The sequence below is a fragment of the Lonsdalea iberica genome (genome assembly GCF_002111585.1).
GTDB classification, from domain to species: domain Bacteria; phylum Pseudomonadota; class Gammaproteobacteria; order Enterobacterales; family Enterobacteriaceae; genus Lonsdalea; species Lonsdalea iberica.
This window is the reverse complement of the sequence record NZ_LUTP01000034.1, coordinates 1-17,709: the sequence shown is the minus strand read 5'-3', so window position 1 is coordinate 17,709 and position 17,709 is coordinate 1. Positions and strand designations below refer to the sequence as shown.

Below are 17,709 nucleotides of genomic sequence, written 5' to 3'. Positions count from 1 at the left end.
AAATGGCAGCGAACCTGATAGCGAGGATCAGATTTCAACGTTGATGCTGAAGCCCGCCGTCGCGCCTGATGTGTGGAAAGCGTCTGGCTTCACGAGCGGTACGCCCGCGAACAGGTCATAGCTGATATGCTGCCAAAGGGCTCCGCGGATCCCCACGGCCGAGCCAGTCAGCTGATGTCCTACCAGATCGCGAGCGCCGGGACCGCCCACTCGCCCATAATCCAGCGCCAGATAGAGTTCATGTCCCCGAGATCCGATGTTCCAGCCTAATTCGTTACGCCAGACAACACCGCGCTCGCCAGACAGCATCTGCTCTCCATCAAAGCCGCGCACCGTGTAACGTCCAGCGATAGCCAAACGTTCCTGTGGGGTTAAGGCATTCGCGCTCCACTGTCCGCGCACGCTGGTGTAATAACGCAGGGGTTGCTCGATAAAGGCGAAAGGTTGATTGATACTCACGTCGCCCAGCAGCAATCCTGTTCGCGCACTGCCGCTATGCGTTTTCTCTTCAGGCGCAGGCGTCGCGCCAAACGCGCCCGTCCCGCGACGCCAGCTGACATTGGCGTCGATCGTGGTATCACCGAAGTAACTGCGCTGATTGATGCCCAACTCCCAGCCCGCGGTGCGGCGACGCTGCTGTTCGATCTCAATGCCATTAACGGCGTTTGTGGCGTGTTTGCGGTAGGTCCGCATATTGAGCGTGGTTTTATGGGACTGATTGCGGAAGAGTAATCTGGAAACGGTCGCGACGACGTTGTCGCTTTTTCCGTTGTAGCTCAGGACTTCATTCGCGTTGGGGATATTTTGATGGTAGGTGTAGTCGCTATAGTTAGCCGAAAACGCCCAATAGCCGACGGGGAAGAAGTAGTTCAGTGTGTTAGAGCGGTTCCCGTACGGCCCTTGAGCAAACATATCTCTGCCGATATTGGCGTAGAACAAATCGTTTTGTGCGAAAGGCGCGTCGATAGCGAGCGTGGCACTGCCCAGATAACGGCCGGTACTTTCAGAACCGCTGTCATCAAGCCCCAGACTCAGGCGAATCGGACGCTGACTTTGCCAATTGGCCAGCAAGTCGCTGGCGCCCTCCTGTTCGCCTGGCACAATCTGAATATCCGCACTGGCACTGGGGACGCGCTTGAGGTTTTCCAGTCCCTGTTCGACATCCCGCAAATTGAGTATATCGCCGCGCGATGCCGGAATGGCATTCCATAACCGCCCACGCCACGATGTCGGTTGGGCGAAACGAATATCGCCGATACGACCCGGCTGAAGAGTGAGTGTCAGCGTTCCTTGGGTTAAGTCCTGCTCCTGCGCCATCACTCGGGTTGTCACGTAACCTTTGGCGAGAATGGCATTTTGAACTTTGTTGATGGCAAGCATGATGCCCTGAGCGCCCAGACAGCGGCCGTTGGCGTCATCGGCAGATGCCAGAGCCCACTGGAATTGCTCGGAAGCCTCCCCCTGTAATGCGAGGTGATTGATGGTAAAACAGGGATTTTCCTGTGCCGGGTAGCCCGGCGACACGGCGTCAGGCATCTGAAGGCGAACATCAGCCTGCGGGGTGTTCTGCTCTCGCAGCGCACGCTCTCGCTCTTGCTGGCGGAGCTGCTCGCGAGCATCAATCACGGCCGCCCCTTGCATGGGCGCATCGGTGATGTCTGCCGCCATCACCGAGGAAGCATAGGCAAGCACCGTTGCAGCTAACACTGGGGAGAACGACCTTGAATAAGAAAAACACATCAGAAAAATCCCTTTAATGAAAAGATTTCATCCATTAATCGTAAGATTATGTAAATTTCGACGTATTATTCATTCGCTGGTATTAAAAGCAAGCATATTATGTGCGTCATACGGTCAATACCCGATGGTGTTTCCTTATCCTCCTGAAAATCAGTAAGATCTTCTGATTCCCCTCAACGCAGCCCTTCCCCCCAGAACTCGCCTCTCGCTTTACGCCCACGGAATGTGAAGAAAATCACAGAATCAGCATCCGATTTCCTGAGCAAAACCGCCTCGCCTGTTCGTCAAACGTTCTATAACCAAAATATATGTAAAACAAATAATTACTTATGGTCATTAGATTGACGCCAAGAAAATAGAGTGATTCCCATCACAGAATTTAAGGTTGAAATGGCCTGTCAAGCCTCGCTCCCCGAGGGGTATGTTGCATAAGTGTGACATGCTCCAAAAAAAATCAATCCCTTCGTCTCTACTATCCGATCCCACAGTCACTGAGGAGTCTTCATCCGAGGTCAACTATGAGAATAGGATTGGTATTGAGCGGCGGCGATGTCAGCGGAATGAATAATTTTCTATTTCAGATCAACCGGATGACCGAATCTGACATGGTAATTTTCGACGGCGGGATTAATGGGCTGATCGAGAATCGCTGCAAAGACATCGCGCGTCGCGATCTGATCGACTTATCCCTCTCGTCGGTACCGCTGGTTGCGTCGGGACGGAAAGAGGATAAGTGCCGGAAATCCGACTACGAGAAAATCGTAAAGAACATCCGCCATAAAAAACTGGACTGTCTGATCATGGGGGGCGGCGACGGCTCTTTTCAGTTTTTGAAGACATTGAGCGGCTACGGCGTCTGCTGTTACGGCGTGGGAATGACGATCGATAACGATGTTGACGGCGACAGTTATACCATCGGATTTTCCACCGCCTGCGAACAGGTCATTAGTGAAGTCGCCAAATTACGGAATACCGGACGCGGCCTGCCGGGACGCATATTTATTATCGAACTGCTGGGAGGCTACTGCGGCGAACTGACCTTACAGGCGGCGTTGAAAAGTAATGCGGATATTGCGCTTATTCCAGAATCCCCCTGGGACATTGATGTCCTGGCGGACCAGATAAAACAAAAAATAAAAATACAGAATAGCGTCATTATTTTATGTTCTGAAGGATATACCAAAGAATATACCCCCGGATTTCAAGGGGCGATTGATACCATGATTGGCAAAATAGAACACAAAATAGGCATTCGAATCCGAAAAACGATTCTGGGATACGGTTTAAGAAATGGCACGCCGACAGGAGAGGAGATCATTCAGGGCGCTATTCTCGCAGAAGAGCTCGTGAGATGTATTCACAGCGGCCTGACTAATAAAATTGTTGTCATCAACAATAACAATAAAGCCATACCGATAGATCTTGAAAACATTAAAAAACGATTGGTTAACGAAGATAGTTATCTCTACAAGCTCGCTAAAGTAAATCACCTTATCTGAGGTAATATTATGCTGAATGTACTCTGCGTATGCGGCTGCGGTCTCGGTTCCAGTTTCGCTATTGAAATGAGCGCCAAGTCCGTATTACAAAAACTCGCTATCGATGCGAATATCGATCACACCACGGTATCGGAAGCGTCATCCTACAAATACGACATTATTCTTACCCAAAAAATGTTTGCGGACATTTTAACGTCAGACGCCAGCGAAGAGGATAAGAAGAAAGTCATTATATTAAACAAACTCACCGACAAAAAAGAAATTGAAGAAAAAATCCTCGCATACCTGAATTCTCTCTAAAAATGAGGTGACCTGTGGACGCTATTATTCATTTTATTGTGACTGATTTTCTAGGCCAGGCTTCAATATTAATCGCATTAATCGCTATGCTCGGTCTTATTCTACAAAAAAAATCCGTCGGTAAAACCGTGGAGGGGACGTTCAAAACCTTATTAGGGTTTCTGATCATGATGGCGGGTATCAATATTATTGTGGCCGCCCTGACCTTTCTGAACGATATTTTTACCCACGGATTTGGCATGCAAGGGTATATCACGGATGTGGCGGCCATTGCCGGCGTCGCCAACCGCGAGCTGGGTTCCGAAGTCGCGCTGACGCTGTTGGTCATTTTTGCCGTCAACATCCTTATCGCGCGGATCACGCCATTCAAATATATCTTCCTTACCGGCCAGGCGTTGCTCTGGATGGCCACTATCGGCACCGTGATCGGCTATAAAGCGGGGCTGACGGGCGCAACATTGATACTGACCGGCGGGATCTTCGGCGGCATCATGGCGGTGCTGATGCCGGCCATCGCCCAACCTATCGTCAGAAAGATCACAGACTCGGACGACGTGGCGCTCGGGCACTTCTGCACCATCGGCTACCTCGTACAGGCCGCGGTAGCGCGTGCCATCGGTAAAAACTCGCGCTCCACCGAAGATCTGGAACTGCCCGACAACTTCAAATTCTTGCAAGACACCTACCTGTCGATGGCCGTCATCATGGTGCCGATGTACCTCATTCCGGCCGTCTTTGCCGGGTCAGCATACATCGCACAGTTCGCGGGCGAGACCAACTACATCATGTACGCGTTTATGCAGTCTATGCAGTTCGTGGCCGGGGTCTTCGTACTCTACAGCGGCGTCCGCCTGCTGTTAAATGAGCTGGTGCCCGCCTTCCGCGGCATCGCCATGCGGCTGGTGCCTAACGCCAAACCCGCGCTCGACTGCCCGGTGCTGTTCCCTTACGCCCCCAATGCCGTCATCGTCGGCTTCCTGGCGACCACGGTCGGCTCGATTATCGGAATGCTGGTCTTCCCGCTATTCGGGCTCGCCATGATCCTGCCGGGTCTGCTGACCAACTTCTTCGCGGGCGGTGCCGCCGGGGTCTTCGGCAACGCCATGGGCGGCAGAAAAGGCGCGATTATCGGCGGCGTGGTTCACGGCCTGTTCATTACCTTTCTACCGGCGATATTGGTGCCGCTGCTCGAAACCTTCGGCTTCAAAGGCGTGACGTTCAGCGATTCTGACGTCATCAGCACTGGGCTGGTGCTCGGCCATGCTTTCCAGCACGACTGGCCGTTCGTCATCGGTTTCATCGCCTTCGTCATCCTGATTGTCTGGATGGCGAATAGAAAACTGGGCAAATAAGGCGGCAGAACGCGCGGGTTATGCCATCACGACGCGAGGAGAAAATATGTTCGCGAAATTAAAGCATCTCTTTCAATCAGAAAAAACGCCAGGAAGACCGGAAAATGAAAACAGCGAAGAGGCGGAAACGCTTCACGCGGAGATCATACAGCTGGAATCCGGACTCAAGAACAACCCAGCGGATAGCACCATTCAAAAACAGCTGATGGTGAAATATACCCAGGCGATAAAAACATTCTCAGCCTCTAAGCCGTATCGACATCAGGTTGACGATATTTTCCTGAGAATGGATGAGTTAAGAAATACCATCCGCAAAAATATATGAGGCGATATGACGATCAAATCATTTCTTGCTCAACATCCATTTATTCAGGTCAGCATCAACGTCAATGCCTGGCAGGAGATTATCGAGAAAGCGGCAACGCCATTAATTGAGGGAGGCTTTGTCACCGCTGAATACCCTAAAGCGGTTATCGATAATACGTTGGAATATGGCCCCTATTATGTTTTTGATGAAGGGATTGCCATTCCTCATGCCAGACCGGAATGCGGCGTTATTAAAGACTGTTTCAGTATGGTGACGCTCGCGACGCCCATATCAATGAACGGCAGCGAACCGGTCGATATTATCGTGATGTTTGGCGGCGTGAATGGTGACTCACATATTACGGAAGGCATCGCCTCTATTGTCGGCCTTCTGGATAACGAGGACACGTTAAGCCGAATAAGACTCGCCACCACCGTCGATGAAATACTTGGATTGCTATGAAAACACTGATTTTGGTTAATGGCATACCGGCATCAGGAAAAAGTCATGTTGCCAAGCGGATTGCCGACTTTTTCAATTTACCGGTTTTAAGCATCGATGAAATTAAAGAACCCTTCATGGTGCAGTTCGCCGACAGAATTGATAGACCATTGAATCGCCAACTGGGTTATTCCGCTTATGCGGCGATGTTTAATATCGTAAAAGATTCGCCCTCGAATACGGTATTTATTTTAGATGCCTGGTTTGGATTTCGGGATAAGTCCGTTTTAGCTGATTACCTGTCGCAGTGCGGCTGCGAAACCGTCATTGAAATATGGAATCAGATTTCGCCTGAGCGGGTGGCGGAGCGTTATTCCCAGCGCTGCCACTGCCGGGTAAAAGGACACCCCGGCGAAGAATACATTCCCGAATTAATTGCTTTAGCCGAAAAGGCGCAGCCCATGGCGTTCGGCCCGATATTCACCGTGGATCAGGATGAAGGCATCGAGACAGAACGTCTTATTTCCTGGGTCGGCGAGCGCCTTAACCATCCTGAACCCTACTTCTTATCCCCTACGAGGAATTAATCCATGAACAAAATGACAACAGCAGAACGTCGTGGTTACCAAATGATTTGCGACAATACCGGCGCCATGATGGTGGTCGCCTGCGATCAACGCGGCGGAATGAGAACGCTATTAGCCGATACGCCGGAAGAACAGGCGAACATCAGCAACGAGACGCTGGGGAAAACCAAATACGACATTACGCAATATCTGGCGTCGGAGGCGGGCTGCGTGCTGGTCGATCCGCTTTGCGCCGTGCCTGGCATCATCGATGAAGGCGTCGTCCCGCGCAATATCGGCCTGTTGATCGGCCTTGATGCTTCTGGCTGGGACACCTCGCCCGAAGGTTATCGCATTTCAAACATGGTGGAAGGCATCAATGCCCGTAAAGTGCGCGAACTGGGGGCGACCGGCGGTAAGATCATGATCTACCTGCGCATGGATACGCCGGAGGCCAATACCGCCAATCTGGAGACACTGCGCAACGTCATCGCCGATTTCGCTCGGGAAGATCTGTTCTTGGTCGTCGAGTTCCTGACCTATCCGCTGGAAAATGAAAGCAAAGAAGACTATCAGCGTAGAATCCCCCAGCTGATTCTGGAAGGCTGCCGCGCCTGTATCGACTGTGGTTCCAAAGTGCTGAAAATCCCCTATCCGGGTTCAGAAGCTGCCTGCGCTGCCGTCACGGAAACCTGCGGAGACGTGCCGTGGGCCGTCTTGTCCGCCGGCGTCGACCACGAAACGTTCCTGCAGCAGGTCGACGTCGCGCTTCGCAACGGCGCATCCGGGGTGATCGCGGGCCGCTCACTCTGGAAAGACTGCATCTCTCTCGACCGCAGCGTCACTCGCGAAAGATTGACGACCATCGCCGTTCCCCGGTTGCGGGACATCCAGCGGCTACTGGTGAAATATCGGCCGCAACGCATTAGCGCCTGATCGCCATTTTCAACGGCTGGCCGACGCCGAGAACGGTGTTCGGCCGCTTTTTGGAGAAGAAATCATGAAAGACAGAATGCCATTGATTATTTTCGACTGTGACGGCGTCCTCGTCGACTCGGAGATTATCGGTATTGAGCTGACGGTCTCTTTGCTGAATGAGCAGGGGGTGGATATTGGGCGTGATGAGTTTACACATCGTTACAGCGGGCTGGCCTGGGATGAACTGATCGATCAGATCCGCACGGACAAAGGCGTCACTATCGCGCCCCATTTTCGTCAGGCATTCCAACCATTGCTGATGAATGCTTTCGCCGACAGGTTGGTCAGTATTGCTGGCGTGCGGGAGACCCTATCCCAGATCGCCCTTCCCCGCTGTATCTGCTCCAATTCAAGTGCGGAACAGCTGGATTTTATGCTAACGAAAGTCGACTTAAAGTCGCTTTTCACGCCGCATATTTTCTCCGCGGTCGATGTGGGGCCGGGACGCGGCAAACCCTGGCCTGATATTTTTCTGCATGCCGCTCAAGTCATGAATATTGCACCGTCACATACGCTCGTCATTGAGGATTCCGTCCACGGCGTAACGGCGGCGAAAAAAGCGGGGATGTTTGTGGTGGGGTTTACCGGCGGTGCGCATACTACTCCGAGCCACCGAACACGGCTGTTCGACGCTGGCGCCGATCGGGTGATCGACGCCATGCCGCAACTGATTGCGGAGATACGCCGTTTCGAGCATTGTTCAACAAAGCGCCACGGCCGCCTTTAAGGACATATAACGCGCTTTACGAGATAAACGTCTCGTTTCCCCACGGGATAAGGAACGCTCCCGTTGGCCCTTGAAGAAACTGGGCGACATGGCTATTAGGCTGACGACACGATCAATATCAATCGATGTAGTGAATAAATGCTAATCGTTCCTCCAATATTTCCTTTTTTAGGAACTGATTAAGCGCAATTAATTTATCAGATTTCAAATTATTTCTTAGCCAGGAAAAATAGTAGCCCGCGCCCGTTTTGACCGCATAATTAAAGGGAAGGACTAATGTGCCGTTTTTAAGCTCTTTTTTCACCATGTTAATATCAACGATGGCGACCCCTAACCCTTGAAGTGCGGCACTTATCGCCAAATCCATCGAATTAAAATCTTGACGCTTTATAGCCGTAAGATGAATATCTTCGGGGACTTTTTCGTGCCATAACGACAGTTTTTCATCTGTTGTCGTGTAGCCTAACAACTCGATGTCCATCTTTGGTTTTCCGATATGCGGCGTTAATAAACCTGCGGCGCAAACTGGAACCACCCACTCATCCAGTAATAAAGTCGTCTCATGCTTATCGGAACGTTCCTCGCGATGTAGATATTGAACTATTCCGTCAAAACCCTCTCTTTTCAAATCCTTAACATCGATAAAATCATCCCCGAACCTATGGCTATCCAGCACAATACGAGGATAGTTTTTATCCAAATCCAATTTCCGTAATACGGCAATAAAGTAACGGAGTGAAAAGGTCACTGGCGCACTGACTTTTAAAATTTCTTCGGTACTCGAAAATTGCTCACAAGCATGACATAGCGAATTAAAAGCTTCATGAACTTCTCTGGCAAAACCGAGTCCATCAGAAGTAAGAACCACTTTGGGTCCATTGCGTTCAAATAATCGACGACCAAAAAAATATTCTATCGTTTGAACATGCTTACTGACCGCGCTTTGACTTATGGACAGTTCGTCAGCCGCCAAGGTAAATGATTGATACCTGGCGGCGGATTCGAAGGCCTTCAAAGCGTATAACGGAGGAGTTTTCAACCAATCCATAGTCTTATACCACCATTTTATACTAAAAGAGTTTATCCCAACCACGGGTGTCGATTGCACGAAAAATTTATTTCAAACGCACTGAAACTACAACAATAAAAACTTTTAAAAGTCACTTAAGTGATAAATCTCTAATTCGTCAATGATTACCTTGTCTCCTTCCCCACCATGATAAAGAATCATATTCCGAAAACTATTTTCCCTTTTCTCTAAAGCCACATCTACGATATAAAAAATCATTGTTAGCTTTCATCGACCCTATCACACTATGACAAATCGTTTCGTTTTGTTTTCTCATAATGATTCTTAGTGGTGTCGAAAGGCATTCAATTATCACTGTTATTTATTTCATGTTTTTTATTAAACGTTAAAAAAGAAGCTTGTGCTTCACAACAAGAATAAAGAAACGCCCGTAATCGAGCCCCTACAGGCTCGACCATTAATTTAACAAGGAATAATTTACAAAAAATCACCGTCAAACTCTTTATAAACAAACAATAAGAGCCCCGTAAAATAAACCACTGACTTCACCTGAATGAATAACCATTCAGAACATTAGCGTTATTTTTACAAAATAAGCTTTATTAATGCAATCAAAAAACATCAAACAAAAAATATTATCTAAAGGTTATTATTTCTTTCGGGTTTGCGCCAATCACCATCGGGTTATCCGTATTAAGTCTTTTTGGTTTTATCAGGCGTCACCGTGACGTCCTGCTTATTCACCCTGAACGTCATCTGTTAATCGGCTATATGGAGATACCACTTTGAACATTGAAGACACCCTGATCGGCATTCTGGTCGACGACCTTTTCATCAGTACTCCCCGCTCGGATATTGACCCGAACATCAACCTGCGAGACGGCCTCGGGCTGGACTCTCTGGGGTTCAGCGAACTGCGCGCGCAATGCGAATACGCCTTCAACATCAAGATTGAAGATGAATACTTTACGCCGGAACACTTCCACTCCGTCAACACGCTAACGCAACTGGTCAAGCGCCTCACCTCTTCCTCTGTACAAGGGGAAAATGCCTAATGAACGAGATGACAACTCAACCGACAACGCCGTCTTCACGCGTCATGGGATTCACCGAACTGAAGCGCTGGCTGCGGCATCGCCATCCGATGATTTTCCTTGACCGCGTCACGGATTATCAGCCAGGGAAAAGTCTGACGGCCCTGATGGCCGTTTCCGGCCAGACCGACGCCATCGCCGGACATTTCCCTGAACGGGCCGTCTTTCCGGCCAGCCACATGATGCAGGCCATTTCCCAGGCCGGGATCATCCTGTTTCAAGTCTCGACCTCGCCGCTGCGGCAGGACGAGATCACGCTCGTCGGCTCGGTGAAGGCGAGATTCACCCGAGTCGTGGTCCCCGGCGACGTCCTGATCTTCAACATGCACTGCGATAGCTTGCGTGACGACTTTATGACGTTTACCTGCCAGGCCGAGGTTTCCGGCCAGGTGGTCGGCACGCTGAAAGGCTCTCTCGTCCGTAAAGACATCTCAGTGTTGGGAGAACAGCTATGGTAGACACGAGCTCGCCTGTCTGGGTCACCGGGATGGCGTGGTCAACGGCGCTCGGCTCAGAGCTGTACGCCGCGTGGGAATCTCTGCTCGCCGGCGAGTCCGGCATCGTCGAGGTCGCTTCACCGCTGCCTTTACGCACCAACTACGCCGCCGTTGTGCCCGAACTGCCGTTACATTGGCCGCCGGACAAACGTCAGGATTGCCTGACGCGCGCCACGCTGGCGCGCGCCGTGGAGGACGCCGGACTTTCTGCGGACGATCCCGGTCTACTGCCCGTGATCGGCACCAGCTTCGGCGCCCATCTCGACCAGCCGGAGCATACCGTTTCACTATCCGCGTGGTCCAACAGGGCGGCCTACGAAGCGGGCTGCATCAACGCCCCAGTGACGGTTTCCACCGCCTGCTCCGCCGGTGCTGACGCCATCCAGGCAGGACTGGCTCTGCTAAAGAGCGGCATGACGGAAATCTGCGTCTGCGGCGGCGCAGACACGCTCACGCTGGGCAAACGGCTTAGTCATTCACGACTCGGCACGCTGTCACCCGACCATCTGAATGCGTTCGACGTCAGCCACAACGGCACGCTACTCGGAGAAGGCGCCGCGTTTCTGGTGCTTGAAACCGCAGCGCATGCACAGGCCAGAGGGGCGCAGCCTTACGGCATCCTCGCGGGCGCCGGTTCCTCGAATGACGCCGCCAGCGCCGTTGCACCGGATATATCGGGCCGAAACGTCGTATTGGCGGTCGAGCGGGCGCTGCAAAGCGCAGGGATCGCGCCGTCGGACGTCTCCATCATTAATGCGCATGCCACCGGCACGGCGACCAACGATCTGGTGGAAGCCCGCGCCTACGCCCAACTGTTCTCCGACGTGCCTCATCCCCCCACCCTTTTTGCGACCAAGGGCGCGCTCGGACACGCGCTGGGGGCGACGGGCGCTATCGAAGCCGTCGCAGTGTTGAAGGCGCTGGAAACCGGTCATGTACCACCGATTCAGGGGCTGAAAACGCCGATGCCTGAAGTCACGCTGCCGATGCCTGCGGGCGCCCCGATGCCGATACGTTATGGCTACGGGATCAGCGTGACGCTGGGCTTCGGCGGCTTCAATACCTGCCTCGTTTTCCAGAAATGGGAGGGAACGACAGTATGACTGAACAGGATGTTATCGCTGTGTGCGACCTGCCCGCCATCGGCTATGGTCACGCCGTCGCGGCGGACTTAGCCGCGATGAAAGCCGGGCGGAAAGCATCGCTCTACGCCGATCCGCTAGCGTGGATGGTTTATGACGCGGTCGAGCTCGCACTGGAAAAAGACCGGGAGGCGATTTGCGCGGCCAAACGCACCGTGGGGCATATCGTCATCAGCGACCAGTGCACTGCCCATACCCTGCGGGAGATCGGAGCCGCCATCTCGTCGGGTCGCATCTCTCCACTGCGTTTTTCCGGCGCCTGCCCCGGATTGGTCTGCGCCCTGCCGGGCCAGTTTCTCGGTTTTAACGGCCCGAGCATGGTGCTCTCGATGCCCGCGGAACAAGGACTCCCCGCCGCCGCCGCGATTGCCCGAAACTGGCTCAGCGAACACGCGGCCAGCCATGTGATCGTCACCTGTCACGAGGCGGATCCCGCCGGGCATACGGTCACTAGCGTCATCTTCACCCACATCGACAAAGGGGGGACTCACTGATGACGAACAAAACAATGACGCCGGAAGCAGCGCAACGCTTTTTAGACATGCTGGTGCAAGTGGATCGGTCTGAGACCGTCCCCAACTTCCCCGAGGTGCTGGATAACATGCAGGATCTGGGGTTACAGCCCGGCGAGCCGGTGATGATCACCATCCCAAACAGCATCGAGTTCGTGACCATCGTCTTCGCCCTGCTAACGCTGGGCGCCGTTCCGGTGCTGCTGCCCTCTTCCGCGCCGCCGTCTCGTATTTATCGTATCGCCGCCGTGCTTGGCGCCAATGCGCTGATTTCGCTGAATACCCCCAAGGGACTACCGCAGATCAGCGCCTACCCGCTGTCTGAACGCATCAAACTCAATTATCTGGACGATTTGAGCGTCCGATACTATCAGCCGGGAGAGGTGATCCTGCTGACGTCCGGTACCTCCGGCATCTTCAGCGGCTGTCTGTTCAGCCTCGACGCACTGTTACTCAACGGCTTACGCCACGCCGAAGCGATCGGACAAACGGCCGAAGATCGGGTACTCATTAATCTGCCCATGTACTACTCCTATGCCTTCGTCGCGCAGTTGCTGACGACGTTTTCACTCGGCGGCACCGCCATTATCGCCGGTCCGCCGTTCACGCCTTTGCACTATGAACGGACGATCCGCGACTACCAGATAGCGCAGTCCTCGCTGACACCGCTGATGGTGAATGCCTGGCTGCAATCTGAATCCGGCAAACTCCCGTCCCCCTTGCGTCGACTGACCGTCGGCGGCGATGCGCTCACGCCATCCTCAGTGGAAGCACTCCTGACGCGCAATCCCGGCCTTGAGGTTTACCTAACCTATGGTCTGACTCAGGCCGGCCCTCGGGTAGCGACGCTGGCCGCCCACCTGGAGTCGCCCGAACGCTACGCCTCAGTCGGCGTACCGATGGAAGGCGTGAACATCTCATTGAAGAAAGAGCATCCCGACGACACGGTAGGTGAACTGATCGTCGAAACCGCCACAGGGATGAAACAGCGGTTAGGTCAGCACACTGAAGAATCGGAAACCAACGACGACGGTAAGCACGTGATCCACACCGGCGATCTGTTCGAGATCGACCACGCAGGCTACCTTTTCTTCCGCCAACGGCAACCCAGCTATGTGATGAGCCGCGGGGAGAAAGTATGCATGAAATCCATCTGCGAAATCGCCGAAACCCTCCCCGGCGTGGTGAGAGCGGAAGCCTGGGTACAGAACGGCGACGGCGAGGACGCGGCATTTACGCTCGACGTTTACTGCGAAGACGCGTCGCTGAAGGAAAACGACATTCGACGACAGCTCGGTAGCGTATTGCTGCGTAGCGAACAGCCGACGCATCTGGTGCTACATCCCGCCTTCAGCACCGGCTGGAGAAAAACAGCGCCCTAACCGGCCCCCGCCTCGACAAAAGGATGAGTCACATGAATTTGATGAATTTACCCCTGATCGTATCAGGCAACTCCCCCGATGCCCTGTCAGCCGCGGCCGACAGTCTGCTGACCGAGGTGAAAAAGGCCTCTTCCACCCAGGATCTGCACGCCCTTTGCGTCCGGCAACTTTCGCAGACGCATGGGCATCATCGAGGGGCCGTCTTCGCGAAGGATCACAACGAGGCGGAAAAAGGCCTTACGGCCCTGGTTTTGGGACGCGCCGCGCGCAATGTCATTAAAGGCGTCGCCGACGATCGCTGCCGCCCCGTCTTCGTCTTCCCCGGACAAGGGCCGCTCTGGCCGGGCATGACGGCGGAACTGATGGAACGTTACCCCGCTTATCGGGAACGTCTTCAGCACTATGCCCAAGCGGTACGCCGGCATACCGACTGGGATTTGGCGGCCGCCATCGTCGCCGAAGAACCGTTCACCCGGTTAGTACAAATTCAACCGCTTCAATTCGCACTCGCCTCGGCGCTGGCGGATGTGTGGCGCTCATTCGGCGTACAAGAAACGGCGGTCGTAGGTCATTCCGTCGGCGAAGCGGCAGCGGCATATGCCTCCGGCCACCTGACCGGCGAGGATGCCGCCCAGGTAACCTGCCTGTGGGGCAAGACGCTGACCCAAATCGAAGGCCAGGGCGCCATGGTCTCCATCGCCGCGTCCGTCGATCGCATAAAACCGCTGCTGGCGCGTTGGGAGGGTCGGCTTAGCATCGCCGCCATCAACAGTCCCCGCAGCGTGACCGCCAGCGGCGATCTCGCGGCTGTCGATGCGCTGCTGGAAGTTCTCAAGACGGAAGGATTATGGGCCTGGAAAGTACCGGGCGGAGAGGTGGCGGGCCACAGCCGTCATGTCGACGTCCTGCGCGACGCGGTGGTGGCGCAGGCTCCGACGGCCAGCGCCTCGCCGCGCGTGCCTTTTTACTCTTCCGTCCTCGGCGAGCCACTGGGCAACAATCAGATGACGCCCGAATATTGGTTCAGCATTCTGCGCGAAACCGTGATGTTCGAGAAAAGCTTGCGCGCGATGATTCGTGACGGCTATCGACTGTTTATTGAGGTCAGCCCTCATCCCGTCCTGACGGCGGTCATTGAAGAGCTGCTGCGCGAAGAAGGCGTCGCTGGCGCGGCGATCTCAACGCTGGAACGCAGAAAAGGAGATGAACATAGCGTCATCTTCGCGCTCACGCACGCTTACCTCAACGGCGCATCGCTCGACTGGAGCGCGGTCTGCCAACAATTCTTTCCCGACGTCACGCTAACTACCGACGTTCAGCATACGCCCGCGAGTACCGACGCCGGGGCGGAAAAACTCCTCTCGCGTCCGTCCCTTGAGTCGGATGACATGATCGATAGCGCAGCCTTGCTGGACCGCTCCCCTGCGGAGCAGAGGGAAGTCCTACTCGCACTCATTGACGCTAAAACCGAACTGCTGACGGAACAGCGCTTCGTCTCTGAGACGCAGGCTTTCCGCGACATCGATTTTACCTCGCTGACCGTGGTGGAGCTGGCCCGCGAACTCTCCTCGGCGACGGGGCTCGAACTGCCTTCCACGTTGGTTTACGACCACCCTACGCCCCGCGCGGTCGCCGAGCATCTGCGTCAGGCGCTGGGCCTGTCCACAGGTGAAGACGGTCAGGAAGACTACGCGACGGACGGCCGCAACGACGAGCCAATCGCCATCATCGGGATCAGCTGCCGGTATCCCGGCGGAGTGAGCGATCCAGAATCTCTGTGGCGTCTCGTCGCCGAAGGTCGTGATGCCGTCGGCGACTACCCGTCCGACCGCGGCTGGGATACGGCCCATCTCTATAACCCGGAGCCGGGCAAACTCGGCAAGATCTCCGCTCGCACCAGCAATTTCCTGTATGGCGCCACCGGGTTCGACGCGGCGTTTTTCGGCATTTCTCCGCGCGAAGCCGTCACGATCGAACCGCAGCAGCGCATGTTGCTGGAGGTATCGTGGGAAGCGATTGAACGTGCGGGCATCGATCCGTCGACGTTGCACGGCACCCGCACCGGCGTTTTCGCGGGCGTAATGGGCACCGAGTATGGCCCGCACCTTCAACAGGCTTCGGAAGACGTTTCCGGTTATGGCTACATGGGGACCGCCACCTGTGTGGCTTCCGGCCGCGTGGCGTATAGCCTGGGACTGAATGGTCCAGCCGTCACCCTCGATACCGCCTGCTCCTCCTCGCTGGTGGCGATCCACACGGCCTGCGAAGCGCTGCGCAGCAACGATTGTAAGCTGGCGCTGGCGGGCGGCGTGACGGTGATGCCTACGCCGGGCGTCCTGATCGACTTCTCTCAGCAGCGCGTGCTGGCTCCCGACGGCCGCTGTAAAGCTTTTTCAGCATCAGCCGACGGCGTCGGATTATCCGAAGGCGTCGGTATGCTCCTGCTGCAACCGCTGTCGCAGGCCCAGGCCGACGGGCATACGATTTTAGGCGTCATCCGCGGCAGCGCCGTCAATCAGGATGGGGCCTCCAACGGCCTGACCGCGCCGAATGGATCGGCGCAACAGCAGGTCATCCGCCATGCGCTGGCCAATGCTGGGTTGCAGCCGGAAGACGTCGATGTCGTCGAAGCCCACGGCACGGGGACGCGCCTCGGCGATCCGATCGAAGCCAATGCGCTGCTGGCCACCTATGGACAGCGCCCGGCGGAACGCCCGTTACGACTGGGGTCGATAAAATCGAACATCGGCCATACGCAGGCCGCCGCCGGGGTGGCCGGGCTGATCAAGATGGTGATGGCTTTTCAGCATCAGCAACTGCCCCGCACGCTGCACGTCACCGCGCCTTCTTCGGAAGTCGCCTGGTCGACCGGCTCGGTCGAGCTGCTCACCGAACCGCTGCCCTGGCCGCGAAGCGATGAGCATCCTCGTCGCGCCGCGATCTCCTCGTTCGGGGTCTCCGGCACCAACGGTCACCTGATTGTCGAAGAACCGCCGTTCGCGCCTTCGGTGACGACGGAACACCCCGCCGCGCCTACCGAGATGATGTGGCCGCTGGCCGCGAAAACAGAGTCCGCGCTGCGCGATCAGGCGGCACGCCTGCATGAATTCATCCTTTCCCATCCCGAACTGGACCCGATTGACGTCGGTTATACGCTGGGCGTTTCCCGCAGTCGTTTCCCCGCCCGTTCAGCGGTATGGGGCCCGACGAGAGACAGCCTGCTCGACGGCCTGTCGGCGCTGGCGGAAGGCGGCGATCATTCGTCGGTGCTCAAGGACACCGTGCCGCCGTCTGGCGCGGGCAAACGCGTCTTCGTTTTTCCGGGGCAAGGCTCACAGTGGCCGGGAATGGGCATGGCGCTTTACGACGCGTTTTCGGTGTACCGTCAGGCCATCGATCAGGTCTCCGAGGCACTGAAACCCTATACGGACTGGTCGCTCATCGACGTTCTGCGGTCGTCGCCGGACGCGCCGACGCTCGAACGCGTCGATGTCGTGCAGCCCGCGCTGTTCGCCGTGATGATCTCATTAGCGCGGCTGTGGCAATCTTTCGGGATCGAACCCCATGCCGTGGTCGGACACTCTCAGGGGGAAATCGCCGCTGCGTACATCGCTGGCGCGCTGACGCTAGAGGAAGCCGTGAAGATCGTCGCCCTGCGCTCCCAGCTGATGCTCACGATGTCCGGCAGCGGCGCCATGGCGATGATCGGACTGAGTGGCGGCGACGCGCGGACGTTTATTGAAAAGCGCGATGATGCGCTGACGCTTGCGGTCTTTAACAGCCCCAGCGCCACCGTGGTCTCCGGTGATGCGGAAGCGATCGCCCGCCTCCTGCAACGCTGTAAGAAAGAGAGCATTCGAGCAAAACGGATCGCCGTCGACGTCGCCGGACACTCGCCGGGGATGGATAAACTGCGTCCGATGCTGATGTCCTTGTTCTCCACGGTGACGCCACGCCCCACGCGCATCGCTTTCTACAGCACCGTCGAAGGCTATCTTGACGATACCCCGCTCGACGGCACGCGGCTGGACGCCAAATACTGGTGCGACAACCTCTGCCATCCCGTCCATTTTGTCGATCGCGTCCTGTCGCTGACCCGCTCCGGCGCCATGACCTTCCTGGAGTGCAGCCCGCATCCGGTC

Annotated in this window: 16 protein-coding genes; 14 read left to right on the top strand and 2 right to left on the bottom strand. The window is 55.3% G+C overall.

The genetic code is table 11. The features are described 5' to 3' along the window. Positions 1 to 27: 27 nt before the first annotated feature. Positions 28 to 1,668, bottom strand: a complete 1,641-nt coding sequence (locus AU511_RS12695) for a ShlB/FhaC/HecB family hemolysin secretion/activation protein (RefSeq protein ID WP_240503830.1) — start codon at positions 1,666 to 1,668, stop codon at positions 28 to 30. 590 nt (positions 1,669 to 2,258) lie between these two features. Between AU511_RS12695 and AU511_RS12690 the strand changes: the two genes are divergently transcribed. The 8 genes from AU511_RS12690 to AU511_RS12655 all read left to right on the top strand — a co-directional run bounded on the left by AU511_RS12690 (position 2,259) and on the right by AU511_RS12655 (position 7,910). Further along, positions 2,259 to 3,239: a 6-phosphofructokinase gene (locus AU511_RS12690; protein WP_094109907.1), complete on the top strand. Its 981-nt coding sequence runs from the start codon at positions 2,259 to 2,261 to the stop codon at positions 3,237 to 3,239. 9 nt (positions 3,240 to 3,248) lie between these two features. After that, positions 3,249 to 3,539, top strand: a complete 291-nt coding sequence (locus tag AU511_RS12685) for a PTS sugar transporter subunit IIB (RefSeq protein ID WP_094101881.1) — start codon at positions 3,249 to 3,251, stop codon at positions 3,537 to 3,539. Positions 3,540 to 3,553: 14 nt separating this feature from the next. Continuing rightward, positions 3,554 to 4,891 carry a PTS sugar transporter subunit IIC gene (locus AU511_RS12680; protein WP_094101880.1) on the top strand — a complete coding sequence of 446 codons (1,338 nt, stop codon included), beginning with the start codon at positions 3,554 to 3,556 and terminating at the stop codon, positions 4,889 to 4,891. Further along, entirely contained in the window at positions 4,857 to 5,216 is a 360-nt protein-coding gene (locus tag AU511_RS12675) for a hypothetical protein (RefSeq protein WP_167372035.1), read from the top strand. Before AU511_RS12680 ends, AU511_RS12675 begins: the two co-directional genes overlap by 35 nt. A 6-nt stretch (positions 5,217 to 5,222) precedes the next feature. Then, on the top strand, positions 5,223 to 5,660 hold the full coding sequence (locus AU511_RS12670; protein ID WP_094101878.1) for a PTS sugar transporter subunit IIA: 438 nt from the start codon (positions 5,223 to 5,225) through the stop codon (positions 5,658 to 5,660). Continuing rightward, positions 5,657 to 6,226 (top strand): P-loop nucleotide/nucleoside kinase family protein, encoded by a 570-nt coding sequence (locus AU511_RS12665; protein WP_094109906.1) that lies wholly within the window; start codon positions 5,657 to 5,659, stop codon positions 6,224 to 6,226. Before AU511_RS12670 ends, AU511_RS12665 begins: the two co-directional genes overlap by 4 nt. Before the next feature lie 3 nt (positions 6,227 to 6,229). Beyond that, positions 6,230 to 7,141 carry a tagatose-bisphosphate aldolase gene (locus tag AU511_RS12660; RefSeq protein ID WP_094109905.1) on the top strand — a complete coding sequence of 304 codons (912 nt, stop codon included), beginning with the start codon at positions 6,230 to 6,232 and terminating at the stop codon, positions 7,139 to 7,141. 64 nt (positions 7,142 to 7,205) lie between these two features. Further along, positions 7,206 to 7,910 carry an HAD family hydrolase gene (locus AU511_RS12655; protein ID WP_094109904.1) on the top strand — a complete coding sequence of 235 codons (705 nt, stop codon included), beginning with the start codon at positions 7,206 to 7,208 and terminating at the stop codon, positions 7,908 to 7,910. A gap of 118 nt (positions 7,911 to 8,028) precedes the next feature. Here AU511_RS12655 and AU511_RS12650 read toward each other — a convergent pair whose 3' ends face one another. Next, positions 8,029 to 8,958, bottom strand: coding sequence for a LysR family transcriptional regulator (locus AU511_RS12650; protein ID WP_094109903.1), 930 nt, complete (start codon positions 8,956 to 8,958; stop codon positions 8,029 to 8,031). 767 nt (positions 8,959 to 9,725) lie between these two features. On the opposite strand from AU511_RS12650, the gene AU511_RS12645 reads away from it, so the two are divergent. The 6 genes from AU511_RS12645 to AU511_RS12620 form a co-directional block, all read left to right on the top strand. Next, positions 9,726 to 9,995: an acyl carrier protein gene (locus AU511_RS12645; RefSeq protein WP_094109902.1), complete on the top strand. Its 270-nt coding sequence runs from the start codon at positions 9,726 to 9,728 to the stop codon at positions 9,993 to 9,995. Next, positions 9,995 to 10,492 carry a 3-hydroxyacyl-ACP dehydratase FabZ family protein gene (locus AU511_RS12640; protein WP_205756452.1) on the top strand — a complete coding sequence of 166 codons (498 nt, stop codon included), beginning with the start codon at positions 9,995 to 9,997 and terminating at the stop codon, positions 10,490 to 10,492. The genes AU511_RS12645 and AU511_RS12640 overlap by 1 nt, the downstream gene beginning before the upstream one ends. Next, the gene (locus tag AU511_RS12635) at positions 10,486 to 11,634 is read left to right on the top strand and encodes a beta-ketoacyl-[acyl-carrier-protein] synthase family protein (protein WP_094101873.1); all 1,149 of its coding nucleotides are present in this window, start codon (positions 10,486 to 10,488) and stop codon (positions 11,632 to 11,634) included. Before AU511_RS12640 ends, AU511_RS12635 begins: the two co-directional genes overlap by 7 nt. After that, positions 11,631 to 12,167: a coronafacic acid synthetase gene (locus AU511_RS12630; protein WP_094109901.1), complete on the top strand. Its 537-nt coding sequence runs from the start codon at positions 11,631 to 11,633 to the stop codon at positions 12,165 to 12,167. The genes AU511_RS12635 and AU511_RS12630 overlap by 4 nt, the downstream gene beginning before the upstream one ends. After that, the gene (locus AU511_RS12625; RefSeq protein ID WP_240503827.1) at positions 12,167 to 13,567 is read left to right on the top strand and encodes a class I adenylate-forming enzyme family protein; all 1,401 of its coding nucleotides are present in this window, start codon (positions 12,167 to 12,169) and stop codon (positions 13,565 to 13,567) included. The genes AU511_RS12630 and AU511_RS12625 overlap by 1 nt, the downstream gene beginning before the upstream one ends. 32 nt (positions 13,568 to 13,599) lie before the next feature. Further along, positions 13,600 to 17,709 (top strand): type I polyketide synthase (locus AU511_RS12620; RefSeq protein WP_139829377.1); only part of this gene is annotated, 4,110 nt, incomplete at its 3' end.

Coding starts and splice junctions, on each gene's coding strand:
- AU511_RS12670 (WP_094101878.1), top strand. CDS start 5,223: ATGACGATCAAATCATTTCTTGCTCAACATCCATTTATTCAGGTCAGC.
- AU511_RS12630 (WP_094109901.1), top strand. CDS start 11,631: ATGACTGAACAGGATGTTATCGCTGTGTGCGACCTGCCCGCCATCGGC.
- AU511_RS12690 (WP_094109907.1), top strand. CDS start 2,259: ATGAGAATAGGATTGGTATTGAGCGGCGGCGATGTCAGCGGAATGAAT.
- AU511_RS12660 (WP_094109905.1), top strand. CDS start 6,230: ATGAACAAAATGACAACAGCAGAACGTCGTGGTTACCAAATGATTTGC.
- AU511_RS12695 (WP_240503830.1), bottom strand. CDS start 1,668: ATGGCGGCAGACATCACCGATGCGCCCATGCAAGGGGCGGCCGTGATT.
- AU511_RS12655 (WP_094109904.1), top strand. CDS start 7,206: ATGAAAGACAGAATGCCATTGATTATTTTCGACTGTGACGGCGTCCTC.
- AU511_RS12635 (WP_094101873.1), top strand. CDS start 10,486: ATGGTAGACACGAGCTCGCCTGTCTGGGTCACCGGGATGGCGTGGTCA.
- AU511_RS12650 (WP_094109903.1), bottom strand. CDS start 8,958: ATGGATTGGTTGAAAACTCCTCCGTTATACGCTTTGAAGGCCTTCGAA.
- AU511_RS12665 (WP_094109906.1), top strand. CDS start 5,657: ATGAAAACACTGATTTTGGTTAATGGCATACCGGCATCAGGAAAAAGT.
- AU511_RS12625 (WP_240503827.1), top strand. CDS start 12,167: ATGACGAACAAAACAATGACGCCGGAAGCAGCGCAACGCTTTTTAGAC.
- AU511_RS12640 (WP_205756452.1), top strand. CDS start 9,995: ATGAACGAGATGACAACTCAACCGACAACGCCGTCTTCACGCGTCATG.
- AU511_RS12685 (WP_094101881.1), top strand. CDS start 3,249: ATGCTGAATGTACTCTGCGTATGCGGCTGCGGTCTCGGTTCCAGTTTC.